Source organism: Pseudomonas sp. NPDC089396 (genome assembly GCF_044749545.1).
Taxonomy (GTDB): Bacteria; Pseudomonadota; Gammaproteobacteria; order Pseudomonadales; family Pseudomonadaceae; genus Aquipseudomonas.
Genome location: NZ_JBIVIC010000001.1, coordinates 424,394 through 447,247 on the forward strand (window position 1 = coordinate 424,394; position 22,854 = coordinate 447,247).

Annotated in this window: 21 protein-coding genes, 1 tRNA gene and 1 pseudogene; 7 read left to right on the forward strand and 16 right to left on the reverse strand. The window is 59.5% G+C overall.

From position 1 onward, the window contains the following. Positions 1 to 50 precede the first annotated feature (50 nt). Positions 51 to 248 carry a hypothetical protein gene (locus ACIPZB_RS02025; RefSeq protein WP_400638799.1) on the forward strand — a complete coding sequence of 66 codons (198 nt, stop codon included), beginning with the start codon at positions 51 to 53 and terminating at the stop codon, positions 246 to 248. A 184-nt stretch (positions 249 to 432) separates the two neighbouring features. Here the strand turns inward: ACIPZB_RS02025 and ACIPZB_RS02030 are convergent, their stop codons facing one another. Next, positions 433 to 2,535 (reverse strand): TonB-dependent receptor, encoded by a 2,103-nt coding sequence (locus ACIPZB_RS02030; RefSeq protein WP_400638800.1) that lies wholly within the window; start codon positions 2,533 to 2,535, stop codon positions 433 to 435. A gap of 459 nt (positions 2,536 to 2,994) precedes the next feature. Here ACIPZB_RS02030 and ACIPZB_RS02035 point away from each other — a divergent pair, with 459 nt between their 5' ends. Continuing rightward, positions 2,995 to 4,314, forward strand: a complete 1,320-nt coding sequence (locus tag ACIPZB_RS02035; RefSeq protein WP_400638801.1) for an OprD family porin — start codon at positions 2,995 to 2,997, stop codon at positions 4,312 to 4,314. Positions 4,315 to 4,422: 108 nt separating this feature from the next. On the opposite strand, the gene ACIPZB_RS02040 is transcribed toward ACIPZB_RS02035, so the two are convergent. The 3 genes and pseudogenes from ACIPZB_RS02040 to ACIPZB_RS02050 all read right to left on the reverse strand — a co-directional run bounded on the left by ACIPZB_RS02040 (position 4,423) and on the right by ACIPZB_RS02050 (position 6,975). Beyond that, positions 4,423 to 6,084 (reverse strand): FMN-binding glutamate synthase family protein, encoded by a 1,662-nt coding sequence (locus ACIPZB_RS02040; protein ID WP_400638802.1) that lies wholly within the window; start codon positions 6,082 to 6,084, stop codon positions 4,423 to 4,425. 207 nt (positions 6,085 to 6,291) lie between these two features. Then, positions 6,292 to 6,606 (reverse strand): annotated as a pseudogene (locus ACIPZB_RS02045) (winged helix-turn-helix domain-containing protein); the annotation flags it as partial. Positions 6,607 to 6,759: 153 nt separating this feature from the next. Further along, a complete protein-coding gene (locus tag ACIPZB_RS02050; RefSeq protein ID WP_400638803.1) occupies positions 6,760 to 6,975 on the reverse strand; it encodes a DUF3079 domain-containing protein in 216 nt (71 codons plus the stop codon). A 226-nt stretch (positions 6,976 to 7,201) separates the two neighbouring features. Here ACIPZB_RS02050 and ACIPZB_RS02055 point away from each other — a divergent pair, with 226 nt between their 5' ends. From ACIPZB_RS02055 to ACIPZB_RS02065, 3 genes are all read left to right on the forward strand, one after another. After that, on the forward strand, positions 7,202 to 8,953 hold the full coding sequence (locus tag ACIPZB_RS02055) for a ribonucleoside triphosphate reductase (RefSeq protein WP_400638804.1): 1,752 nt from the start codon (positions 7,202 to 7,204) through the stop codon (positions 8,951 to 8,953). Next, a complete protein-coding gene (gene nrdD, locus ACIPZB_RS02060) occupies positions 8,928 to 9,077 on the forward strand; it encodes an anaerobic ribonucleoside-triphosphate reductase (protein ID WP_008091449.1) in 150 nt (49 codons plus the stop codon). Before ACIPZB_RS02055 ends, nrdD begins: the two co-directional genes overlap by 26 nt. A gap of 162 nt (positions 9,078 to 9,239) precedes the next feature. Beyond that, on the forward strand, positions 9,240 to 9,962 hold the full coding sequence (locus ACIPZB_RS02065; protein ID WP_400638805.1) for an anaerobic ribonucleoside-triphosphate reductase activating protein: 723 nt from the start codon (positions 9,240 to 9,242) through the stop codon (positions 9,960 to 9,962). Between the two features lie 843 nt (positions 9,963 to 10,805). Here the strand turns inward: ACIPZB_RS02065 and ACIPZB_RS02070 are convergent. From ACIPZB_RS02070 to ACIPZB_RS02100, 7 genes are all read right to left on the reverse strand, one after another. Beyond that, a complete protein-coding gene (locus ACIPZB_RS02070; protein WP_400638806.1) occupies positions 10,806 to 12,200 on the reverse strand; it encodes a hypothetical protein in 1,395 nt (464 codons plus the stop codon). A gap of 11 nt (positions 12,201 to 12,211) precedes the next feature. After that, the gene (locus tag ACIPZB_RS02075; RefSeq protein WP_173879237.1) at positions 12,212 to 12,778 is read right to left on the reverse strand and encodes a Pycsar system effector family protein; all 567 of its coding nucleotides are present in this window, start codon (positions 12,776 to 12,778) and stop codon (positions 12,212 to 12,214) included. Between the two features lie 144 nt (positions 12,779 to 12,922). Continuing rightward, positions 12,923 to 13,198 (reverse strand): hypothetical protein, encoded by a 276-nt coding sequence (locus tag ACIPZB_RS02080; protein ID WP_173879240.1) that lies wholly within the window; start codon positions 13,196 to 13,198, stop codon positions 12,923 to 12,925. After that, entirely contained in the window at positions 13,195 to 14,175 is a 981-nt protein-coding gene (locus tag ACIPZB_RS02085; protein ID WP_173881352.1) for an integrase domain-containing protein, read from the reverse strand. Before ACIPZB_RS02085 ends, ACIPZB_RS02080 begins: the two co-directional genes overlap by 4 nt. Positions 14,176 to 15,102: 927 nt before the next feature. Continuing rightward, positions 15,103 to 16,422, reverse strand: coding sequence for a tyrosine-type recombinase/integrase (locus ACIPZB_RS02090; RefSeq protein WP_400638807.1), 1,320 nt, complete (start codon positions 16,420 to 16,422; stop codon positions 15,103 to 15,105). A gap of 163 nt (positions 16,423 to 16,585) precedes the next feature. After that, a tRNA-Thr gene (locus ACIPZB_RS02095) sits at positions 16,586 to 16,661 on the reverse strand. A 98-nt stretch (positions 16,662 to 16,759) separates the two neighbouring features. Continuing rightward, complete coding sequence (locus ACIPZB_RS02100; RefSeq protein ID WP_400638808.1) at positions 16,760 to 17,011, reverse strand: hypothetical protein; 252 nt, start codon at positions 17,009 to 17,011, stop codon at positions 16,760 to 16,762. Positions 17,012 to 17,587: 576 nt separating this feature from the next. Between ACIPZB_RS02100 and ACIPZB_RS02105 the strand changes: the two genes are divergently transcribed. Together ACIPZB_RS02105 and ACIPZB_RS02110 are read left to right on the forward strand one after the other, a co-directional pair. Next, positions 17,588 to 17,857, forward strand: a complete 270-nt coding sequence (locus ACIPZB_RS02105) for a hypothetical protein (RefSeq protein WP_400638809.1) — start codon at positions 17,588 to 17,590, stop codon at positions 17,855 to 17,857. Positions 17,858 to 17,861: 4 nt separating this feature from the next. Then, positions 17,862 to 18,134 (forward strand): DUF3077 domain-containing protein, encoded by a 273-nt coding sequence (locus ACIPZB_RS02110; RefSeq protein WP_400638810.1) that lies wholly within the window; start codon positions 17,862 to 17,864, stop codon positions 18,132 to 18,134. 218 nt (positions 18,135 to 18,352) lie between these two features. Here ACIPZB_RS02110 and ACIPZB_RS02115 read toward each other — a convergent pair whose 3' ends face one another. The 5 genes from ACIPZB_RS02115 to ACIPZB_RS02135 all read right to left on the reverse strand — a co-directional run bounded on the left by ACIPZB_RS02115 (position 18,353) and on the right by ACIPZB_RS02135 (position 22,672). Continuing rightward, on the reverse strand, positions 18,353 to 19,558 hold the full coding sequence (locus ACIPZB_RS02115; RefSeq protein ID WP_400638811.1) for a methyltransferase: 1,206 nt from the start codon (positions 19,556 to 19,558) through the stop codon (positions 18,353 to 18,355). A 128-nt stretch (positions 19,559 to 19,686) separates the two neighbouring features. Next, a complete protein-coding gene (locus tag ACIPZB_RS02120; protein WP_400638812.1) occupies positions 19,687 to 20,376 on the reverse strand; it encodes an ABC transporter permease in 690 nt (229 codons plus the stop codon). Continuing rightward, a complete protein-coding gene (locus ACIPZB_RS02125; RefSeq protein ID WP_400638813.1) occupies positions 20,376 to 21,068 on the reverse strand; it encodes an ABC transporter permease in 693 nt (230 codons plus the stop codon). Before ACIPZB_RS02125 ends, ACIPZB_RS02120 begins: the two co-directional genes overlap by 1 nt. Positions 21,069 to 21,123: 55 nt before the next feature. Beyond that, complete coding sequence (locus tag ACIPZB_RS02130; protein ID WP_008091477.1) at positions 21,124 to 21,885, reverse strand: ABC transporter substrate-binding protein; 762 nt, start codon at positions 21,883 to 21,885, stop codon at positions 21,124 to 21,126. 13 nt (positions 21,886 to 21,898) lie between these two features. Beyond that, entirely contained in the window at positions 21,899 to 22,672 is a 774-nt protein-coding gene (locus tag ACIPZB_RS02135; protein WP_008091479.1) for an ABC transporter ATP-binding protein, read from the reverse strand. Between the last annotated feature and the right edge of the window lie 182 nt (positions 22,673 to 22,854).

Here is a 22,854-nt window from a genome sequence, read left to right on the forward strand (position 1 = left end):
CAATCACGACGTAAATTAGCCGCTCACGGGCCCAGGGAGTACGTGTAGACATGAATGCAGCAAGTGAGACGGCTTTGCGCCCATCATCCGTGAATCGCCAATCGCTCAGAACGCTGACGCAGTGGTTGAAACACCAGGGAAGCAAAAGGGTCAGGACGACCGACCCACGACGTCTGCTTGACGGCCGCTATCCACAAGGCCTGATCAGTGAAGCGGAGCTGGAAGCATTGCTGGGTGTGTGGCACTGAGCAGGGCAGGAGCCCGCCCCCATGCAAAACGCCACCGTGAATGCGGTGGCGTTTTCGTTTGTGGGGTGCCTGTACCGGCCCTATCGCCGGCAAGCCGGCTCCCACAGGGATACCACCGTTCTCAAGGGCAGTGGAGTACCTGTGGGAGCCGGCTTGCCGGCGATAGGGCCAGTGCAGACAAGCCTCAGAAGCTGTAACTCCCCGTTACCACCAGACTACGCGGATCCCCCGGTTGGATCTGCGCCGCACTGGTCGCCGAGCTGTAGTAGGTCTTGTCGGTAATATTGCTCAACGCTGCCCGCACATCCCAATCATGGGTACGCAAGCCTACCAGCGCATCCCATCGACCATACCCTGGCATCACCGTGGTGTTCTGGTTATCGGCATAACGCTCGCCCACCAGCGTCAACCCGGTCTCCGCATACCAGCCCAGCTCCGGTTTCCAGGTCACGAACAGGCTGCCGTTGCGCTTGGCCACATCGTTGATGCGGTTCCCTTCCAAGCCGTTGTTATCCTCGACGATGGTAGCGTCCTGCAGGCCGATGCCACCGCGCACGTACCAGTTGCCAACGATATTGCCCGTGGCGGTCAGCTCGATGCCGCGCGAGCGCTGCAGGCCGCTCATCAGGGTGATCTCCGGGTTGATCGGATCACGCGTGCGACGGTTGTAAAGCTCCAGCTCATAGATGGCCAAGGTGGTGGTCAGGCGATCATCCAGCCAATCGCTCTTCACCCCGATTTCCTTCTGCCGGGTCTCCTCGGGGCTGGTGTCGTTGGTGTTGCCGGGGGCGCCAGGCGTGATTCCGATCAGGCCACCGCCGACCGGCGAGAAGGTCTTGCTCCAGGAGGCATAGAACGAATGGTCGCGCCACGGCGTATAGACCACGCCCAGGCGCGGGCTGGTGCTGTTGCTGTCCTGCTTTTCGGTGAGGTCGCGCACTTTGTTGGTGGTTTCCACCTCGAACTGATCGAAGCGCACCCCCGCGAGGATCTGCCATTCATCGTTCAGGCGGATCTGGTCCTGCAGGTACAGGCCACGGCTGTCGACCACGCTGTGGTTGTCGCTCGACACCACCATGTCGCCGTTGTGCTGCAGGTGGCGGTTCGGGTTGTTCAGGTCCAGAGGGGGCACGGGCTTGCCGCCCGCTGAAACCGGTGCGGCGGTGTACAGCGTCGGGTCGCGGCGCTGGTGGCCGAGCTCCAGGCCCAGCAGCAGCTTGTGCTCCACGCCCCAGGTGGCGAAGTCGCCTTCGGCCTCAAGGTTGTTGAACAGGTTGCGGGTGGTCAGGTCCTGCTGCCAGCGCTGGCGGGTGACCGTGTTGTTGCCGGGGTTGTAGGCGGTCACGTAGGTGTTGTCGAAGTCGCTGTCGAGCTGGAACAGGCCGAGGGTATGGCGCAGTTGCCAGGTCTCGTTCAGCTGGTAGTTCAGGCGCGAGCGCAACGACTGCGCGCGGTCGTCGATGTAGTCGCGCTGGGTATCGCCGTAGGTGGTGCTGCGGCTCACATCCGCCGGGCGGCCGTTGACCCCGGGGATGCCACGGTCCGGGGTGCGGTTGTAGCGGCTGTACTCGTACTGCACCAGCCAGTTCAAGTCAGGCGAGAGCTGCCAGCTCATCGAGGGGGCGAACAGCTGGCGGCTGCCATCGATGCCATCGCGGAAGCTGTTGTTGTCCTGGTTGCCCAGGTTCAGGCGCAGGCTGACAGTGTCGCTGGGGTCGGCGCTGAGGTCGGCATACAGGCTGCGCAGGTCTTCGCTGCCGCCCTGGGCTTCGATCGAGGAACGCCGGCCACGCTCTGGCGCCTTGCTTACCCGATTGACGATGCCGCCCTGGCTGCCGCGGCCGTACAGGACTGCCGCCGGGCCCTTGAGCACTTCGACCCGTTCGATGTTGTGCAGGTCGCGAATGTACTGGCTGTCGTCGCGCACGCCGTCCAGGTAGAAGTCGTTACTCGCGTCGAAGCCCCGAATACGGACACTGTCGAAGCGCGTATCGGCGCCGCTGCTGACGTTGGGAATGCCTTCGAGTGCCTTGCCCAGGGTGTTGCTGCCGTAGTCCAGGACATTGGCGGCCTTCACCGTGTCGATGGCTTGTGGCACGTAGCGCACCGGCGTGGAGGTGCGGGTGGCGGTGCTCACCTCCTTGACCCGTGGGTTGTCTTCTTCGCGCTCGCTGTCGGCGGTTACCGACTGCTCGGGCAGGGTAGTGGTGGCGGCGCTGGCCAGGCTGGCGCTGAACAGCAGCGAGAGGCCGAGGGTCAGGGGTGAAAGGCGGCAAGGGGCAAGCATGGAGGCATCCAGACCTGGGGCAGGTGAAAAAGGATGCAAATGGTAATGCTTGTTATTTGCTGTCGCTCGGCTATTCGTAAAGGCTGGCCTTTACGTATGTATCACTTTGTTACTAACCCATTGGGGGTAGGGGCCTTCGGGGAAATTGTCATTGCTATCAAAATGAGATTTCTGACAAGAGACAAATTGTCCGCCTATGGCGCGAACTTGCGTGAAAATGCACCGTTCCTGCGTTTGATCAAGGTTATATCTACCTGCTTTTCACGACTTTTTGACATTTGTAATCGCACACCGCTAGGATTCGGCCAACGCCTGCTGGCCATGCCATGGCCAGGCTGCTGTACAAGGCCCGCCACGGGCTTTTCAGTGTGGATCCGCATAGCGTCGAACCTACGTAGGGGCGTTGGTTCCTGGCGTCATATTGCAGAGCGTTTTTGATTAAGAAATAAGGAAAACAACATGTTGAAAACCAGGATCAGCCTGGTCGCCATGGCGATGATCGCCGCGACCCAGGCCCAGGCCAACGAGCAGGCCGAGAGCAAAGGCTTCATCGAAGACAGTCACGCAAACGTTCTCCTGCGTAACGCCTACATCAACCGTGACAAGAAGCACGGTACCGATGACCAGATGGAATGGGGCCAGGCCTTCATCGGTAACTTCTCTTCCGGCTTCACCCAGGGCACCGTCGGTGTCGGCGTCGACGCATTCGGCCTGTACGCCGTGCGTCTGGACGGCGGCAAAGGCCACAACGGTGGCGCCGGTATCGACTTCTTCAAGCCGGAGAACACCAAGGACGCCAACGGCAACGCCAGCAGCCCGCATGACCTGTCGCGTGCCGGTGCAGCCGTGAAGTTCCGCATCTCCAACACCGTGCTCAAGTACGGTGACCAGATGCCGACCCTGCCCGTGCTGCAGTACGACGACGCGCGCCTGCTGCCGGAAAGCTTCACCGGCACCCTGCTGACCTCCAAGGAAATTCAGGGCCTGGAGCTTAACGCCGGTCGCTTCACTCAAGAGGCGCGCAAGAGCGCCGAGCGTCGTGACGGTGGCGGCCTGAAGTCGATCAACGTCCTCGGCGGTAGCTACAAGTTCACCGACAACTTCACCGCTTCGCTGTACACCGCAGACAACGAAGACGTGATGAAGAAGCACTACCTGGGCTTGAACTACGTCTTCCCGATCGCCAATGACCAGTCCCTGACCCTGGACTTCAACGGCTACAAGTCGGACATCGACAAGAAGTTCGTCGAGTCTGCCGAGCTCAACGGCGACTCCAACACCATCTGGAGCCTGGCCGCGACCTACGCCTACGGCGCGCACTCGTTCACCCTCGCGCACCAGCGCAGCACCGGCAGCACCGGCTACAACTACGGCTGGTACCAGAACGAAGGTGGCGTGGGTGACGGTGGCTCGACCATCTACCTGGCCAACTCCTACTGGTCCGACTTCAACGCCGAGGACGAGCGCTCCTGGCAGCTGGGCTACGGCCTGGACTTCGGTGCCTACGGCATCCCGGGTCTGACCTACAAGCTGGCCTACGTGGTGGGTGACAACATCAACACCCGCAACGCCGCCAACCCAGAAGGCTTCGGCGAAGGTAAAGAGCGCGAGATCTTCAACCAGATCCGCTACGTGGTGCAGGATGGCCCGGCCAAGGACCTGTCGATCAAGCTGCGCAGCTCGTTCGTTCGCACCAACAACGCTGTACAGCAGAACGGCTACAACGACGACGGCAACGAAGTCCGTGTATTCGTCGAGTACCCGATCAGCATCTTCTGATCTGATGGCCTCGCGGGCTGCCTTGCAGCCCGATCGCCGGCAAGCCGGCTCCTACACAGAGCAGGCCAGCATCGCCCGTGTGGGAGCCGGCTTGCCGGCGATGAGGCCCTAAGCCGGTTCCACTTCCTCTTGGCGAACGACCTTCGCCGCCATCCCATCCCCCGTCTCCGGCGCAAAGCTGTCACTGCGCGCCATCCGCCACATCCGCGCATAGAACTCGCTCTGGATCGAGCCGCTGAGCAATTCGCCAGGCTTGAGGAACTGGTGCAAGTCCGAAAACAGGCTGATCTGCCCGGTACTGATGCGCCGCGCCAAGTGCTTGGGCTTGAGCTCCGACGGATGCTCCAGGCCGGCTGCAGCCAGCATCTCGGCCAAGGCATGCAGGGTATTGCGGTGGAAGCTGGCAACCCGCTGGGCCTTGTCCGGCACCACCAGCGCGCGCTGGCGCAACGGGTCCTGGGTCGCCACGCCGGTCGGGCACTTGTTGGTGTGGCAGCTCTGCGACTGGATGCAACCGATGGCGAACATGAAACCGCGCGCCGAATTCACCCAGTCGGCACCGAGGGCCAGCGCGCTGGCGATATCGAAGGCACTGACGATCTTGCCCGCCGCGCCGATGCGGATGCTCGAACGCAGGTTCAAGCCCACCAGGGTGTTGTGCACGAACATCAGGCCTTCACGCATGGGCACGCCCATGTTGTCGCTGAACTCGCGCGGCGCCGCGCCCGTACCGCCTTCCTTGCCATCGACGACGATGAAGTCCGGGGTGATACCGGTGGCCAGCATGGCCTTGGCGATGCCCATGAATTCCCACGGATGGCCCAGGCAGAACTTGAAACCCACCGGCTTGCCACCGGACAGCTCGCGCAGGCTGGCGACGAAATGCAGCAGCTCCACCGGCGTGCGAAATGCGCTGTGCGCGGCGGGCGAGATGCAGTCCTCACCCACACGCACGCCGCGTGTGGTGGCGATTTCCTCGCTCACCTTGTGCCCCGGCAGGATGCCGCCGTGGCCCGGCTTGGCGCCTTGGCTGAGCTTGATCTCGATCATCTTCACCTGCGGGTCGCTGGCCTGGGCGGCGAAGCGTCGCGCGTCGAAACGCCCGTCATCGGTACGGCAGCCGAAGTAACCACTGCCGATTTCCCAGATCAGGTCGCCGCCATGTTCGCGGTGGTAAGGGCTGATGCTGCCTTCCCCGGTGTCGTGAGCGAAACGGCCCAGGCGCGCGCCCTGGTTGAGTGCGGCGATGGCGTTGGCGCTCAGGGCGCCGAAGCTCATGGCCGAGATATTGAAGATCGACGCCGAGTAGGGCTGGCGGCACTTCGGCCCGCCGATGGCGATGCGGAACGACGCCGGGTCTGGGATTGCCACTGGCAGCATCGAATGGCTGATGAACTCGAAGCCGGGTTTGTAGGCATCGTTGAGCGTGCCGAAGGCTTTCTCGGCGCTCTCGTTCTTGGCCCGGGCGTAGACCAACGAGCGCTGCGAGCGGGAGAAGGGCAGCTTGTCGTCGTCGCCTTCGATCAGGTACTGGCGGATTTCCGGGCGAATGGTTTCGATCAGGTAGCGGATGTTGCCCAGGATCGGGTAGTTGCGCCGCACGGCGTGGTGGCTCTGGCGCAGGTCGTTGAGGCCGACCAGGCTGAGCAGAGCGGTGACCACGGTGAGTGGCCAGAGCCAGGCGTGCTGGGCGAGTAGCGGCAGGCTGGCGAAGGTGAAGAGCAGGCAGAGGGCCAGGCAGGCGTAGCGGCTGGGTAGAGAGTGTTTCATGGGTCCATCGCAGACAGGATGACCGGGTCAAGGATAGGCAAACTGGACCGTCGGAAAACCAGGCGAATCGGTAAAACACTATTACGGCTGCGGTGCTGCTGCTGGCCTCATCGCCGGCAAGCCGGCTCCCACAGGTTCACCACAGGCTTCAAGACTTGCGCTGTCCCTGTGGGAGCCGGCTTGCCGGCGATGGGCTGCAAAGCAGCCCTATCCGACCTCGGCGCAGCCGATGCTCAGCAGGTAGCCTTCGTTGCGCAGGGTGAGTATCTGCACGTCTGCGCCGGGTGCACGGCGCAGTTGCTGGCGCAGGCGACTGATGCACATGTCCACCGAGCGGTCGTCGGGGAGGTGTTCGCGGCCGAACGCGCTGCGCGTCAATCGATCGCGTGATACCACACGGTTGCTGGCCGCCAGCAGTTCGCACAGCACTTGGTAGTCGGAGCGGGGCAGGGTCAGCGACACGCCGTCGGGACGGGTGAGTTGGCGGGTGGACTGCTCCAGGGTGAAGCCTGCAAAGCGCTGTACTTCGGCAGGAGCATCCTGGCATTGGGGTTTAATGTGGTCGTCATCGACAACGACCGGCAAGGTCGTGCTCATCGGGTAAAACACCGGCAGGGAGGTCGTGGAGGGTATGCCGGCTATCGTAACAAAAAATCATCTGCAAATACGAAAGATTCACAAATGAGTGTTCGGGGTTTTGGTAGTCGTCCCAACCGTTTCACCCTGCAGATGCTCACCCAGGCTGTCCCAATCCTCTCCAAACAACTCCACCGGGTGCATGGTTCGGTCCGCGCCGTTGCCGCAGGCCAGCGCCTTGGCCGGGCAGTACAGGTCGCAACCCCAGCAAATGCGCTCGGGGTGACTGGGGTTGAGGGGAAATTTCTTGGCCATGGCAGGCCTCCAGCAGTCGCCTTGTGCCTCCAGACTATGCCCGCTACCCCCGCCAGGCTTGATCGAAATCAAGCTTTGCTGCAACGGGCTCAGGCTGCGCCCTGTCGTTCAGAGGCGGGTGCCAGTAGTGGCTAAAACCCTTGATATGGGTCAGTTTGCCGTTGGCGGCACAACATATAGTAGTTAAAGCTCAAATTACTACTAGATGATGTGTCTTGGAGGCCAGATGGAGAGGGAGCAAGACCGTTCGCACGGAGGACGATCGATCGACGTGGCGGGGGCCATGAACGAATACCTGTCGCGCCAGGATTGGCGCGTGCAGGCCAACGCCAACCAGGGCTATTCGCTGGGCGGCTTGGTGCTCAACGTGTCCGGCAAGGTCACCGCCAACTACTGGCTCGACGAGATCTACCGCGCCGACATTGGCGAAGCGCACCGTGAGGGTGATCTCCACCTGCACGACCTCGACATGCTCGCCGGTTACTGCGCCGGCTGGTCACTGCGCACTCTGTTGCACGAGGGTTTCAATGGTGTGCACGGCCGAGTCGAGGCAGGGCCACCCAAGCACCTCACCAGCGCCCTCGGGCAAATGGTCAACTTCCTCGGTACGCTGCAGAACGAATGGGCGGGGGCCCAGGCGTTCAGCTCGTTCGACACTTACCTCGCGCCCTTCGTGCGCAAGGACCAGCTCGATTACCCGCAGGTACGCCAGGCGTTGCAGGAGTTCATCTACAACCTCAACGTGCCGTCGCGCTGGGGCAGCCAGACCCCCTTCACCAACCTGACCTTCGACTGGGTCTGCCCCGAGGACCTGCGCGAGCAGATTCCGGTCATCGGCGGCGAGGATATGCCCTTTGCCTATGGTGAGCTGCAACGGGAAATGGACCTGCTCAACCGCGCCTACATCGATGTGATGATGGCCGGCGACGCCAAGGGCCGGGTGTTCACCTTCCCGATCCCGACCTACAACATCACCCACGATTTCCCCTGGGACAGCGACAACGCCCAGCGCCTGTTCGAAATGACGGCCCGCTACGGCCTGCCGTACTTCCAGAACTTCCTCAATTCCGACATGCAGCCCAACCAGGTGCGCTCGATGTGCTGCCGCCTGCAGCTGGATGTGCGTGAGCTGCTCAAGCGCGGCAACGGCCTGTTCGGCTCCGCCGAGCAGACCGGTTCGCTGGGCGTGGTCACGCTCAACTGCGCGCGCCTTGGCTACCTGTATCCCGGCGACCCGGTGGGTTTGTACGCGCGCCTGGACACGCTGCTGGAACTGGCCTTCGAAAGCCTGGAGCGCAAGCGCGAAGTGATCCAGCGCTACATGGACAACGGCCTGTTCCCCTATACCCGGCGTTACCTCGGGACCCTGCGCAATCACTTCTCGACCATTGGCGTGAACGGCCTGCACGAGATGCTGCGCAACTACACCGGCGACCGCGAAGGCTTGCACAGCGAGGCAGGCAGGGCCTTCGCCCTGGCCGTGCTCGACCATGTACGCGCCCGCCTGGTGACCTTCCAGGAACGCAGCGGTCACCTCTACAACCTCGAAGCCACCCCAGCCGAAGGCACCACCTACCGCTTCGCCCGCGAAGACCGCAAACGCTTCCCCGGCATGCTCCAGGCCGGCACGCCCGAGGCGCCGTACTACACCAACTCCTCGCAGTTGCCGGTGGGTTTTACCGACGACCCGTTCGAAGCGCTGGAGCTGCAGGACGCCCTGCAGTGCAAATACACCGGCGGCACCGTGCTGCATCTGTACATGGCCGAACGCATTTCATCGATCCAGGCCTGCAAGCAGTTGGTCCGCAGTGCGCTGAGCCGCTTCCGTTTGCCGTACCTGACCGTGACACCGACCTTCTCGATCTGCCCGGTGCACGGTTACCTGGCGGGGGAACACGCGTTTTGCCCGCGTTGTGATGAAGCGCTGTTGAGCGCACAAAAGGAGCATGAGCATGAATGCAAACCAGCCACTGCCTGAAGAAAAACGCCAGCGTTGCGAAGTATGGACGCGGGTGATGGGCTATCACCGCCCCGTAGCCGCGTTCAACCCAGGCAAACAGTCCGAGCACCAAGAGCGCCGACATTTCCGCGAGCAGCGCTAATGGCCGGTTTCTGCGTTGCCTGAATTGGCCTCATCGCTGGCAAGCCAGCTCCCACAGGTACAGCGCTGAATTCAAGGCCTGTGATTTCCCTGCGGGAGCCGGCTTGCCGGCGATGAGGCCAGCCCAGGCAACACAGCTCTCCCTCCCTGCCCAGGAGCGCCCATGCCAACCCCCAACCCCAAATCCCAAGCCAGCGCCCTGCGTATCGGCGGCCTGCAACCCCTGACCACCCTCGACTACCCCGACCACCTCGCCTGCGTGGTGTTCTGCCAAGGCTGCGCCTGGCGCTGTCGCTACTGCCACAACCCCGAGCTCACCCACCGTGGCACCGAGCCCGGCGTACCCTGGCAAGACGTGACCGACCTGCTCGAACGCCGCCAGGGCCTGTTGCAGGCCGTGGTATTCAGCGGCGGCGAAGCCACGCTGCAACCCGCACTCCCTGCAGCCATGCAGGCGGTCCGCGAGCGAGGCTTCAAGGTCGGCCTTCACACCGCAGGTATCCGCCCCCGTTCGTTGAGCCGGGTGCTGCCGTATTGCGATTGGGTGGGCCTGGACGTCAAGGCGCTGGAAGAGGATTGCCAGCTGATCACCGGCGTGCGCGGCAGTGGGCGGGCCAATTGGACGAGCCTGGAGTTGCTGCTGGCCAGTGGGGTGGAGTACGAGTGCCGTACTACGGTGCATTGGGGGCTGTTCGATCTGCAGCAGGTGCAGCGATTGGGTGAGCGCTTGGCGGGGGTGGGGGTGCGCAGGTTTGTGGTGCAGTTGGCGCGGGCGGGGCGGATGCTTGATGGCGGACTAGGTTATGCGTCGCAGCCGGCTGACGCAGAGAGCACTTGGCAGTACCTGGGGCAACTGTTCGAGTGGTTTGAGTTGCGTGAAGCATGAGAACCAAGGATCCATCGAATCAGTCGAGCAATTGCCAGAATGGGTCCTCTTTCCAGCTTAAGGGGAATCCCATGGCCTGCATATCAATGGCCGGTTTGTCGAAGGGCTTCATGCGAAGCTGCCGGGCATAAAAAACCCGCACAATTTGTGCTTAGCTGCCGAAGCAACCATAGGCATGGCGGGTATATTGCGTGAGAGCTTATTTGGGGGTAGTAGGATTTGCAAGGTTCTCGCACTTCATGATAGGCCCAAGCTTGAAGCTGTGAATCCTGCAGTCCTTGATTCATTGAGGACAAGTTACCGATTTCCGGCAGTTGCGTAGGAAAACTCTATTGGCGGCTGGCGGGTCACCAATCAAATTTGCCCTGTGGGGAGCGCGGCCAGTGCTTGTGGACCGGTGCCGCGCACATCGGCACTGGCCTGTTTAGTCTGGGGGACGTTAGGGCCGAAAGCTGCCTGATTCAGGACGGGACACTGAAAACAAAAAAGGCCCACCTTTCGGTGAGCCTTTTTTGGTACTGCGTATGGTGCGGCACCAGGAGTCGAAGCGTGGGTTTAATACATGATTTGTATGTATTTTTTCTGAATTATTTTTCAGTCTATCCCTAAAACTATCCTTTGGCAGTCGCCTGATGATTGAGATGGCGGCACAAAACGGATTTTGAACATATGGTCGATAGATGACTGCGAACCCTTCGTTAATCGCCGGACGGTTGCGGGGGCATCAGGCGTGCCCCACGCTGAGCTTGGCGTAGGTAAATGTCGATCAAAAACGGCCCTGGATTGAGCTCGTACACCAAGCAAAAACCAATAACAAAATTACTCGGAAAGGCCGCTCAAAAGCTATCTGATATATACTCCAATAATGTCTTTAAATATAACATCTCCCTTGACATCAGTTACCACAGCTTCCATGGTGTGCAGCCCGCGATACGCTGTTGAATCCGTATGGATTTGAGGGTCAGCCCTAAAGAAACTTGTTAAATAGTTGTTGTCTTTAATGACTGAAGTTTTTGTAATGGGGAAAGTCCCTCGCTGCCCTTTCAGTTGAGCTTCTGTACCATAATTTCGCTTCGTCAATTTCAGTTCAAGAGGGAAGTCTTGGTTGGCGTGGACCGACTTGTCAAATGTAACTTTGAATTTAAGGCTGAGGTTTTTGTCAAGCATTCTTGAAACCGACGGATACTCAACCAAAGTATTGCCTTCTACAATGAAGCACTTAAATGATATGCCAGGGCATGACACCACCATCGAGTTTGGATGCGATTCTTTTAGTTCAGTTGCAAATGGAAGCAAATCCCTATATTTAGCATGATTTAGCTCTCTCACCTTGTATGTGTGAACCCGTCCTTCTCCATCCGTATATGACTTAGGGAGATTCGGCAGAGAGATAGTTTCTATCTCGCCGTCTTTATTTTTTTGCGTGCGAGTTCTGATTCTTGTGTAATCCTCAGGGAGATCGATTTCTTCCATGATACTTCGACCAAGCATCGACTTATTCTTACCCGCGATACCTTGAAGTTTGGCTGCAACATCCACAAAGAAAGATGTTGGAGTTACTTCGTAAACGCCTCTAAATCCGTAAGACGCCCACAACACGTCATCGTGAGAGCCGTAGTCCAAACCAATGCGAAAACCCAAATAATCTGCCTTGGGATTCTGAACATATTTTTGCTCAAGGACAGGAATGATGGTTCCCGTCATCAAGGACTCAAGAACCGAAACGCAGTTAATAGCGTTAATTATGCTGTCGTCTTTATCCTGTGCTTTACCTCCAAAAAAGGCTAGCAAGGCGTCTCCCATAAACCGATGAACATGCCCGTCCATGGCCCTCACGGTTTCAGCTGCAGCTTTTAAAATCGTATTCTTGATAGCTACGACTTCATGAAGTTCATATATAAAAGTAAGCCTTGTTGAGTTTTTTATGTCCAGAAAAAGTGAGCAAATGTAATGATTCTCTTGGTCATCAGTTTCCGCGAGGTGTACAAAATCAGGGTGAGTTCCAATTTTACTTTGGTTAACTCCGTCCCTTTTAAATGAAGTGCGAATATCCTGCTGAATTGATTCTTGATCAAAAGCATCTGATGTGGCAAGTGACTTTTCAATATGTTCATTCAAGCTTTCCATGGATGCGCGACCCAGCGCAGCATCCATTGCGAAAGACTTCTTTTTATTGCTCTTCTTTATTTCCGAATCCAACATTCGGGCAAAAGACTCTCTTGAAATACTTCTCTTCAACACAGATCCCTCTACGAAAATGACTTAATAATAAAAGCCACAAGAAATACGGAGATGCACGCAAAATGAACACACAGGACAACAGATAATTTTTGAATGAGCCAAAATTTTCGATCGACAATTTTCGCCAAAGTAAATACTTGGCCACTCAAGTCATTCAGATAGTCTTCGTCAGTGACTTCAATGATTCGTTTAGCGTAACCAGTAGAACCGTTTTTAGTGCCTGCGATATCGCCATAAAAAATTAGTGACTCCCCTCTGTTTTTATCAGGGCTACTAAATGTCACGGGGAATATAGTAAAACACGCCATTAGCATGCAGGTAATAGCGGCAATCAAGCTAAAACAACCAAACAAGCAAATGCATACGATAATCGGGGTTGTATTTGCCACTACCAGCTTACCAAGCAGAGCAAATATCAGCGCAATTACTGCAGCGCAGTAAGACATGATAATCGTACATTTGGTGTTGGTAGTGCCAATGTAGACATCTATCCGTTTGATTACCTCAAACTGGTTTTTTATCTTTTGCTCTATTACCTTGCTCAAGTCATCACCTTGCTGCTTACAATCAGTCATGGATTTCCCTATGATATAACTGGGAGGTTAGGTATAAGAGCAGTAATACATAGAATACACCGAAGCTGTAGCGACAATAGCTCAACGCCATCACCACGTCTACCGATGGTTAACGGGTATTCCTCTCTTGACTAATCCGCTGCTTCAGAGATTGAAAATCCATGACGTTCCTAAACGTCGAGCAAGCAGCCGGACAGTCAGCAAGTAGTAATATCGCGTAGCGTCGCTGTGTTGACGCATGCGATGTTCGATAAACCATGCCAAATTTTTTCTTTGCCAAGCCCAAGGTGTGTCTTGCTGCCAGCGATCTGCAATTGCAGCCTGGATGATTTTCGCCTGGCGTATATGGCGTTGCCGCGTCGCGTGCGACCCGGTCAGAACGCCAGCTAAAAACAACTCCATATCGAATGGCTTACTCATGTCCGGCCACCTATGTAGGCCGCGACCACGTCGATCCGCCCGTGCCCCAGCTCGTAGCTGATTTGTCTACGAGCCTCACGATCAAGGGTCTTATCTATCTCGCGACGTAGGCCACCGTTGATAGGCGCGCGGTGTTGGGTGACTTGCTCATAGCGCTCACACGCGTACGCCGCTCGTAGCTCATGGAAGCCTTTGAGGTTGTGTGCCTGCAGGATGCCCCGTGCAGGGCGGATGATTTCTTGCAGAACATTCAGGTAGCTTTCATGTGGCGCAATCAGGTTACGGCTACCCGCAGGCGAAATCTGCCGTGCAAACTCAAGTGCACCACGAATATGATCGTCCACGGTTATCCAACGTGGCGCCGAGGCACCGGCGCGGCCGCCTTTGGTGCCATCCTGAATATTGATCTTGCCTAGGTTGTTAGCCTCACGGCTTAGCCGTGGCAAGTCAGCCAAGATGGCCTCACGCAAGCGCATACCGGTGGCTCGCGCCAACAGAACAATCGCAGCGGCTCGTAGCTGATGATGCCGGCAAAGCGCATCGACGATCTGTTTAACCTGTTCGCGATCTTGTCCCTGCGGCACCGAGTGACGAACCCCGCTGCGCTGCATACCCAACGCCTTGCTCGGGTTGGGCAATTTCACGTACTGATCACCGCGAAGCGCTGCCATGGTCCTGTTAACGCTGGATAGCCGGTTTTGTGCGGTGCTGATGGCGAGGTCACCGCGCTCAACCGCACCACGCAGATACGCCGCATAGGCGGCCAGCACCTTTCGATCGATTTGTCGCGAGTCATTGATACCGGGTCCCTGTTCGGAGCGGCACCACTTCACGAATGCCTGCCACCGATCACAGTGTGCCTTGACCGTGCCGTAATGACCGCCGCAGAACATGTCTTTCAGCGCCTGAGGTCCTGCGTAACTCAATTGCCTGCCGTAGCCGAAATTACGACCATTGCGTCTACCCACCAATGCCATATCAGTCACCTCATCTACCGTTCTCCGATCCTCGCCCCACGTCATCCCGCCAAGAATGCTGAGTGTTATCAGGGATCAAGGCCCCTGCGACCTGTGGGGAATGTGCTCTACGCGGGACTGGCGGCTCCTTACGTCCGGGAGCAAGGACATCTCATGATCTGGCCTCCTGAGCACCGTTACCGGTGGGCGGGTGGAGGCAGCACTGGCTGACGAGACCAGAGCCTGAAGATCCTGAGCCATGTGCAAGCAGCAATGCGATGACCGGGGCATGCCTGACTGTCAGTCAGGTGCAGTCCATTCCTTGGTCTGCGGCACCATCATCTACATGGCTGTTGCTGGTGACATCGGCGTTTGTCACGCCGATTGTCACGAGGGGGAATGCCGCAAAGCCATGTGCGATCGGGGCTGCAGCAGTGCTAGAAGTGCCCGTCTCTTTCCAGAGAAAGAGACGGGCACAGGTTGGCGCAGTAGTCGGCCAAGCGGATAGGTTGCTGCTGGGCAGCGAGGTACGGTGTATCTGGCGCACGAGCGTCATATGTGTAAGAGCATCCATCACATGGGTAGTGACCGGGCGAGCTGCCGGATGCGAATCGCCCTTGGGGAGAACCACCGCCAGAGCGGCGTGACCTTTAAGGTTCGGATCACCTGGGGTGCTGTCATCGACAGCGATTGCAACTCCCGGTCTACGCCTGTGGACAATGTTCGTCAAGCAAAGCGATTTCAGGGATTTAGCGCCTGTGGATAAAACTATCCCCCGGTGGACATCTGTGGTTTTCCACAGACTTACACTGTGCCAGCTTTTTTTCTTAGGTATGGTCCATTCAAACGGGGCGGCTTTGCAGCCCCGTTTGAATGGACCCGCGCGGAGGAGCTTCATGGGGTGCTGTGGGTAACTTCATAGCGAGTTTGAGGTGGTGGTGCGGCGGGTTACTCGGTCCTCTTGGCACTGCGCAGGCGCGTGACGTTCTCGCCCGTCTGCTTGGCAAACTCATGCGGCGTCACATGGTCCTCGCGGTTTTCCTCCAGAAACCGGCTCCACCAGGTCATGATCATCCGGCGCTCTTCGAGGAACTCGGCCTTGTGGGTATAGGCGGCGCGCACGTTGTTGCGTTCCTTGTGGCTCATCTGCCGCTCGATAGCCGTCTCCGACCACAGCCCGGACTCGACCAGCGCACTGCACGCCATGGCTCGGAACCCGTGGCCGCAGATATCCACCTTGGTGTCGTAGCCCATCGTCCTGAGCGCTGCATTCACCGTGTTCTCGGACATCGGTTTCCACGGTTTGGCATCCCCCGCGAACACCAGCTCGAACTTGCCGGTGATCGCGTGGATCTGCTTAAGCAAGGCCACTGCCTGCGGCGATAAGGGTACAACGTGAATGTCCCCGGCCATCTTCGTACCCCTTGTGGAAAACGGCACGCCGTCTAGTGCCGGGCGGGTGTCGGGGATCTCCCAGATTCCGCGCTTGAGGTCGAACTCATTCCAACGGGCGAAGCGCAGTTCACTGGAGCGTACGAATACATGCAAGGACAGCATCACCGTGAGGCGCGTGAGCGGGCGACCTCTGTAGTCCTCGATGCATGCCAATAGCTCTGGGAGCCGCGATAGGGGTAGTGCAGGTCGGTGAGTTACCCGTGGTGTCTTGATCGAGCCATCGAGATCGTGAGCCGGGTTCGCCGTGATCAGTCGCAGCCGTTTGGCTTCGCGCATGATGCTTTGCAGGTAGTTCTTGATCCTGAGCGCCACGTCGATGGTGCCGCGCTTCGTCACGGCTTCCAGTGGCTGCATGAGGTCGTGGGTGTCCAACTCAACGATTGCTCTGGCACCGATCAAAGGGAATACGTGAGTTTTCAATCGGCTGAGCACTGTCTTGGCGTGGCCAGGCGCCCACTTGGGCACCATGCTCGCGTGCCAGTCGAGCGCAACGCTTTCGAAGGTCCGGCCGTTGATCACGGCCTGAGTCTTGGTTTGTTGTTTGTACTGGATAGGATCTATGCCGTTGGCGAGCTGCTGCTTGATCTCGAAGCGCTTGCGGCGTGCGTCGCCCAGCCCGACCACCGGATAGCTGCCGAGGGCGGTCAGGCCTTCTCGGCCATCGGGTTTCACGTACCTGAGCCGCCAGCCTTTGCGGCCGTTGGGTTGCACAAGCAGGTAAAGACCGTCGCCGTCGAAGAGCTTGTATTCGCGCTCTCTGGGCTTTGCTGTGCGACAGGCGGTGTCTGTGAGCGGGGCAGTTGTGCGGGCCATAAGGGTAGTCTCCGATATCGAAACGGACCTCTATCCTTAAAACTACCCTTATTATCGCTGGCTACCCTCGGAATCCGACGGAACGCCAAAACAAAAAAAACCGCCAGAAGGCGGGTTTTTCGGGGGTTCCAGAGATTTTGAAAGCTTTCTATGGAACCTTGAATGGTGCCGGCACCAGGAATCGAACCCGGGACCTACTGATTACAAGTCAGTTGCTCTACCATCTGAGCTATACCGGCAATGGGGCGTCATTATAGCGATCGGTTGGCGCCTGTAAACCACTTCCTTTCGATTGTGCGCAAATGAGCTAAGTCACCGGTCTGAAAGGGGAATTTTCCTACCAGCCGCGGTGGATGGTATTGACGTTCGGCTCGGTCTTGGCGGGGTTGAAAAACAGCTTGTCGTTGTCGCAGCCGCGCTTGCGGCAAGGGCTTTCGACGGCGCGCAGGGGCAGGCCGTTGTCGCCGCCCAGCTGCATGCCGGGGGTGTTCCAGTCCAGGTTGCTGCCGTGGGGCTTGGTGGGGCCGCTGGCGCAGGCGCCCAGGGCCAGGGTGCAGGCCAGGAGGATCAGGGGTTTGGCGTGGGTCACGATGGGTTAGTCCGGTGGGCCATTGTCGGTTCTGGCGCAACGCCAGACGGTCGCGAGGCTGGGGGCAGCGTGCGACGTAGCTTTCTGATGATTTGGGTTGCGGATGATACACCGGTGATGTGGGCGCGGGTGTAACGCTTTTGTGCTGGGGTGGCTGTTCTGGCCTCATCGCCGGCAAGCCGGCTCCCACAGGTATTGCACCGCTCTCAAGGCTTGTGTTGTACCTGTGGGAGCCGGCTTGCCGGCGATAGGGCCATCAGCCTGTAAGGCGATTCTGAACCTGAAACCAAATGCTTCAGGAAAGATCACAAAGCGAATTATCCTACGCACGCTAGCGAAGTTTCACTGTTGGCGGGGGAGTGGCCCAGGGATACGGTTCCGGGGTCGCCAATTCCTGGTGACCGGGTGTGAGAACCCGCTATGGAGTTACTGAGCTTGCTGTTATGGCAGCCGTACACGGGCAGACTTCGGTCTGGCCGAGCTTTGTAGCTCCCTCGGTTTTCTCACCCCGTGTACTGGCTGCCGCCTTGATCCGTGAGAAAGGTCACTGTGGCAGTTCTAATTGGAGCTACTGCCATGAAGAAGATCGTCCCCGATCCACCCCGCCATAAAATCCTCAACTCCCCCTTCTTTTCCATCCACAGCGACATCACCCCACCCGACGCCCTGGTTTACGCCTGCGAGCTGCTAGGCGGTGTCGCAGACACCCTCGACGAGTACTGCCACCTCCACGCCGGCGAACCCGGTCTGAACATCCTCGGCAACGCTGCGCACGCGACCGATTCGGCACGGGTACTGGCCGAGCATGCGCTAGTGCGGATAAACGCTGACAAGGAAGGGGAGTAGAACCATGAACGGCAAACCCACAGCCCTCCTGACAGCGGGCGTTGAAACCTTCCTTGAGGTCGGCAACCCGCCCATCGACCTGCTGCGCGTACAACCAGGCATTCCCTTGGACGATGCCTACGAGCAGGTTTCGATACTGCTGGGCTACATCAAGCACCTGGTCCGCGAAGGCGATATGGAAGATGACCACAAGTTGCTGGGAGCAGCCGACTATCTCAGTGCGTTGGCCAAGGCCTTGATGAACGATATCGAGATGGCCAAGAACCGCCTGCATTGAGGCCCTGCGTCCATGCACAAGAAAAGCTTATGCACAAGAGGCATGACCTGCTTGCGCGAAAGGCATGCCGACGGGCAACACCGCTGGTCTTTGCGCAAACGCCTGTTTTTACTGGGCTTGAAGCACCTGAGGGAATAACCGAGCGGCTTTAAATAGCGCTCGGCTTGATGCAGTCATCAAAAGCTTGTTCACAGACTTATCCACAGGTTGTCCTGCGGCTAACGGTCGCGTTCGGCAAGCAAAAGGAGGTTGCGCGGCGTCAGTGGATAGTCGCAGAACGTGCCAACGCGAACGCTGTAGCCCTGTTCTTCGAGGAACAGGGCGCGATCCAGCACCAGCCACAATTCCAGCGGCCGGCGAAACAGGTTGCGCAACCGTTCGAGGTTGCGCACTTCGGCCAGGCGCTGCCAACCAGCAGCTTCAATGGCTGCCCAGTCTGGGGTAGAGGTCAGTTCAAGCCCGCGCAGCTCGGCCAGGTCGCGGCAGTACTGTTCGAACGGCTTGTGCAGCCAGGCAGTGGGCAAGGAAGGGGTGGGCAGGTATTCATCGCACTGGCGCTGCTGGCGCTGCAGCAAGTCGAAGCCCAGGCGTCGGGCCATCGAGCAGTCGCGCTGGTGGCGAACCCGGCCGCCGGCGGTGACGGTTTCGCTCAGCGGCAGGCCAAGGTCGAGCAGCGACAGCTGCAGGGGTGAGCGCTGCGCGGCTGTGGATAACGGCTGGTAGTGCTCGCTCTGGATGCGGTTATAGCAGCACGGGGCCACGGCCAGATGGCGGCAGCCTTGCTGGCTGGCGGTGCGCAGCAGGTGTACGTGGAGGTCGCCGCAGGCGTGCAGGGCCACCACGCTCTTGTCGCGGCCCAGGTGGCGGGCGCTGTCGGCGGCTAAGACGTCCTGGTGCACGTGGGTGGCCGGCAGGTGGTGATGGTCACTCAGGGCCTGGCCGGCGCTGACCAGTTCGGCGTCGTATTCCAGGCAGGTCAATTGCTGGCCGGGCTGCAGCAGGCGACGGCCGAGGTGGCCTTTGCCCGAGCACCAGTCCAGCCAGTGGTGGGTTTGCTGGCCAAAGCTCAGGCGACGGCTGAAGGCTTCGATCTGCTGCCATTTGCGGCCTGGGACGTTGACGTCGAGGCGGTGCCCGGCAGGCGGTAGGCCGATGTCGGGCAGGTCGCCCACGGCCGATAGCTGCTGGGCTTGCTGGGCCAGTTGCGGGAAGGGCGCAGGGAGGTCTTGCGGGTTGAGGGCTGCTTCGGCGTCGGCCAGGGGGCATTGGCGCAGGTGGGCGGCGAGCTCGGGGTATTGGGTTTCCCAGTCAAGGCGCAGGGCGGTGAAGGGGCGGGGTTTCCACAGGTGTTGGTGCTCGGTCAGGAACTGATCGAGGGCCTGGAAGCGGTCGCTTAGGTGGTGGCTGTGGAGGAAAGGGGGCATGGGTTCAGGTATTGGGTGAGTTGGAGGGCCCTATCGCCGGCAAGCCGGCTCCCACAGGTACACCACAGATTCAAACACTGTGCTGTACCTGTGGGAGCCGGCTTGCCGGCGATGAAGTCAGTGCGGTCTCAACGGCCCTGGGAGGCATCCACGCGCAACCAGCGCTCCAGCAGCTTGAAGCCTTGCACCAGCACGAACGAGATCACCAGGTAGAACACGCCCGCAGCGAAGAAGATCTCCACCGGCAGGTAGGTCCGGGCAATGATGGTTCGCGCCATGCCGGTCAGTTCCAGCAGGGTCACGGTACTGGCCAGGGCGCTGGCCTTGAGCATCAGGATCACTTCGTTGCTGTAGGCCGGCAAGCCGATGCGCGCCGCACGTGGCAGCATGATGTAGAACAGCGTCTTGCCACGCGACATGCCCAGCGCCCGGGCGGCCTCGATCTCACCCTTGGGGATGGCCTGCAGCGCACCGCGCAGGATCTCGGCGATGTAGGCGGCGGTGTGCAGGGTCATGGTCAGCACGGTGCACCAGAACGGATCGCGCAGGTACGGCCACAGGCTGCTCGAACGCACCAGGTCGAACTGCGCCAGGCCGTAGTAGACCAGAAACAGCTGCACCAGCAGCGGCGTGCCGCGGAAGAAGAAGATGTAGCCGTAGGGCAGGGCGCGCACGTACCAGTGCCGCGAGGAGCGGGCGATACCCAGCGGGATGGCCAGGATCAACCCGGCGACGACCGCGATGGCTACCAGCTCCAAGGTCAGGGTGGCACCCTGGGCCAGGCGTGGCAGCCACTTGATGATCACTTCCCAATTCATTATTCGGCCCTCGCAAAGCCGCGAGCGGCGCGTTTTTCCATGAAGTGCATGCCGGTCATGGCAACGATGGTCAGGCTCAGGTAGATGCAGGCGGCGACCATATAGAAGGTGAATGGCTCCTTGGTCACGGTCACGCCGATCTGCGCGTGGCGCATGATTTCTTCCAGGCCGATCACCGAGACCAGCGCGGTGTCCTTCATCAGGATCATGAACAGGTTGCCAAGGCCGGGCAGGGCGATGCGCCACATCTGCGGCAGGATGATCCGCGACAGGATGCGCGCCTTCGACAGGCCCAGCGCCAGGCCGGCCTCACGGTGGCCTTTGGGGATAGCCAGGATGGCGCCACGGAATACTTCGGTGGCATAGGCACCAAAGCACAAGCCAAGGGCAATCACGCCGGCAGCGAAGGCACTGAGTTCCAGGCCAGGCATGTTGAAGGCTGCGCCGAGGCTGTTCATCAGCCCGACGGTGCCGAAATAGATGAGCAGCACCCACAGCAGTTCGGGCACGCCGCGAACCAGGGTCGAGTAGAAGCCGCCAAGCCATTGCAGTGGCTTGATCGAGGAAGTCTTGGCCAAGGCGCCGAGCAGGCCCAGGACCAGCCCCAGCAGCAAGGCGCAGAGCGCCAGTTTTACGGTCATCAGGGTGCCAGCCGCCAGGGCCGGACCGAATCCGTGCAGGTCGATATTCATGGGCAGGGTCGTTCTAGGGACCGGCACGCCGCAAGGGCGTACCGGTCGGGGCGAATCAATAGATGCTGAACGGGAAGTACTTGTCGTTGATCTTCTTGTAGGTGCCGTCGGCGACAATTTCCTTCAGAGCGGCATTGAGCTTGTTGCGTAGCTCATCGTCGCCCTTGCGAACGGCGATGCCGACCTTGTCGCTGTCGTTGACCGGCTCACCTTTGAACTCGTAGTTCTTGCCGGCCTCGGACTTCAGCCAGTCGTAGTTGGCGTATTTGTCGGCGAGGATGGCGTCGAGGCGGCCGGAGGTCAGGTCCAGGTAGGCGTTTTCCTGGCCGTCGTACAGGTTGACCTTGAATTTGCCGTCCATGCCGCCGTGATCGTCCAGCCAGGTCGCAGCCTGGGTGGCGCGCTGGGTGCCGATGGTCTTGCCCTCGAGGGATTTATCGTCGGTCTTGAAGTCGACGTTCTTCGGCGCGATGAACTGCTGCTTGTTCGAGTAGTACGGATCGGTGAAATCAACGGCCTGCTTGCGCTCGTCGGTGATCGACAGCGAGGAGATCAGGAAGTCGAATTTCTTCGCGTTCAGGGCCGGGATGATGCCGTCCCAGTCAGAGGTGACGACTTCGCATTCGACCTTCATCTTGGCGCACAGGGCGTCACCGATGTCCTTGTCGAAGCCGACGACTTGGCCGCTGGCATCCTTGTTGTTGAACGGTGGGTAGGCGGCTTCGATACCCATGCGCAGTTTCTCTGCGGCCATGGCATTGGCCGACATCACCAGCGTGGCGGCAGCTGCCAGGAGGAATTTCTTGTAGGTCTGCATTCGTGTTGCTCCGTTAGCGGTGGCTGGACATGAATTGCTTGCAACGCGCCGAGGTCGGGTTCTCGAAGACCTGCTGCGGCGATCCCTGCTCTTCAACCAGGCCCTGGTGCAGGAAGACCACTTCACTGGACACATGGCGGGCAAAGTTCATCTCGTGCGTCACCAGCAGCATGGTACGGCCTTCTTCGGCCAGTGCGCGGATAACGTTTAGCACTTCCTGGACCATTTCCGGATCGAGCGCCGAGGTTGGCTCGTCGAACAGGATCACTTTAGGCCGCATGGCCAAGGTGCGGGCGATGGCAGCACGCTGCTGCTGGCCACCGGAAAGCTGGGCGGGGTAGCTGTGGCGTTTGTCGTAGATGCCGACCTTGTTCAGCAACGCCTCGGCGGCTTCGATGGCTTCGGCCTTGCTCTGGCCGAGCACGCGGCGCGGGGCCTCGATGATGTTGTCGAGGATCGACATGTGCGGCCACAGGTTGAAGTTCTGGAAGACGAAGCCGATTTCGCTGCGCAGGCGGTTGATCTGGCGGTTGTCGGCAGCGATCAGGTCGCCGTTTCTGGCGGCCTTGAGCTTGAGGGCTTCGCCAGCGACGAGGATTTCGCCCTGGTGCGGGTTTTCCAGCAGGTTGATGCAGCGCAGCAAGGTGGACTTGCCGGAGCCGGACGATCCCAGGATGGAGATCACGTCACCGTCACGTGCGGTCAGCGAAATGCCCTTGAGAATTTCCTGCTCGCCGTAGCGTTTGTGCAGATTGCGGATTTCCAGCGCGGGCGTGGCCTGGGCCATGTGCGGTCCTCATGTGTTCGGGTGCGTTCCCAGCTGTTGGCGGCCTTCCTGGCGTGCGCCAAGCTAGCATAGCGGCATCAGGGCGGCCAACAGGGTCGCAGGGGGCTCGGGGCAATGCCGGGGCAGTTTGTCGCATCGCTGCAGCGCAACGTCGCGCCGATGTCCGCGAAGGTCTCGCCCAG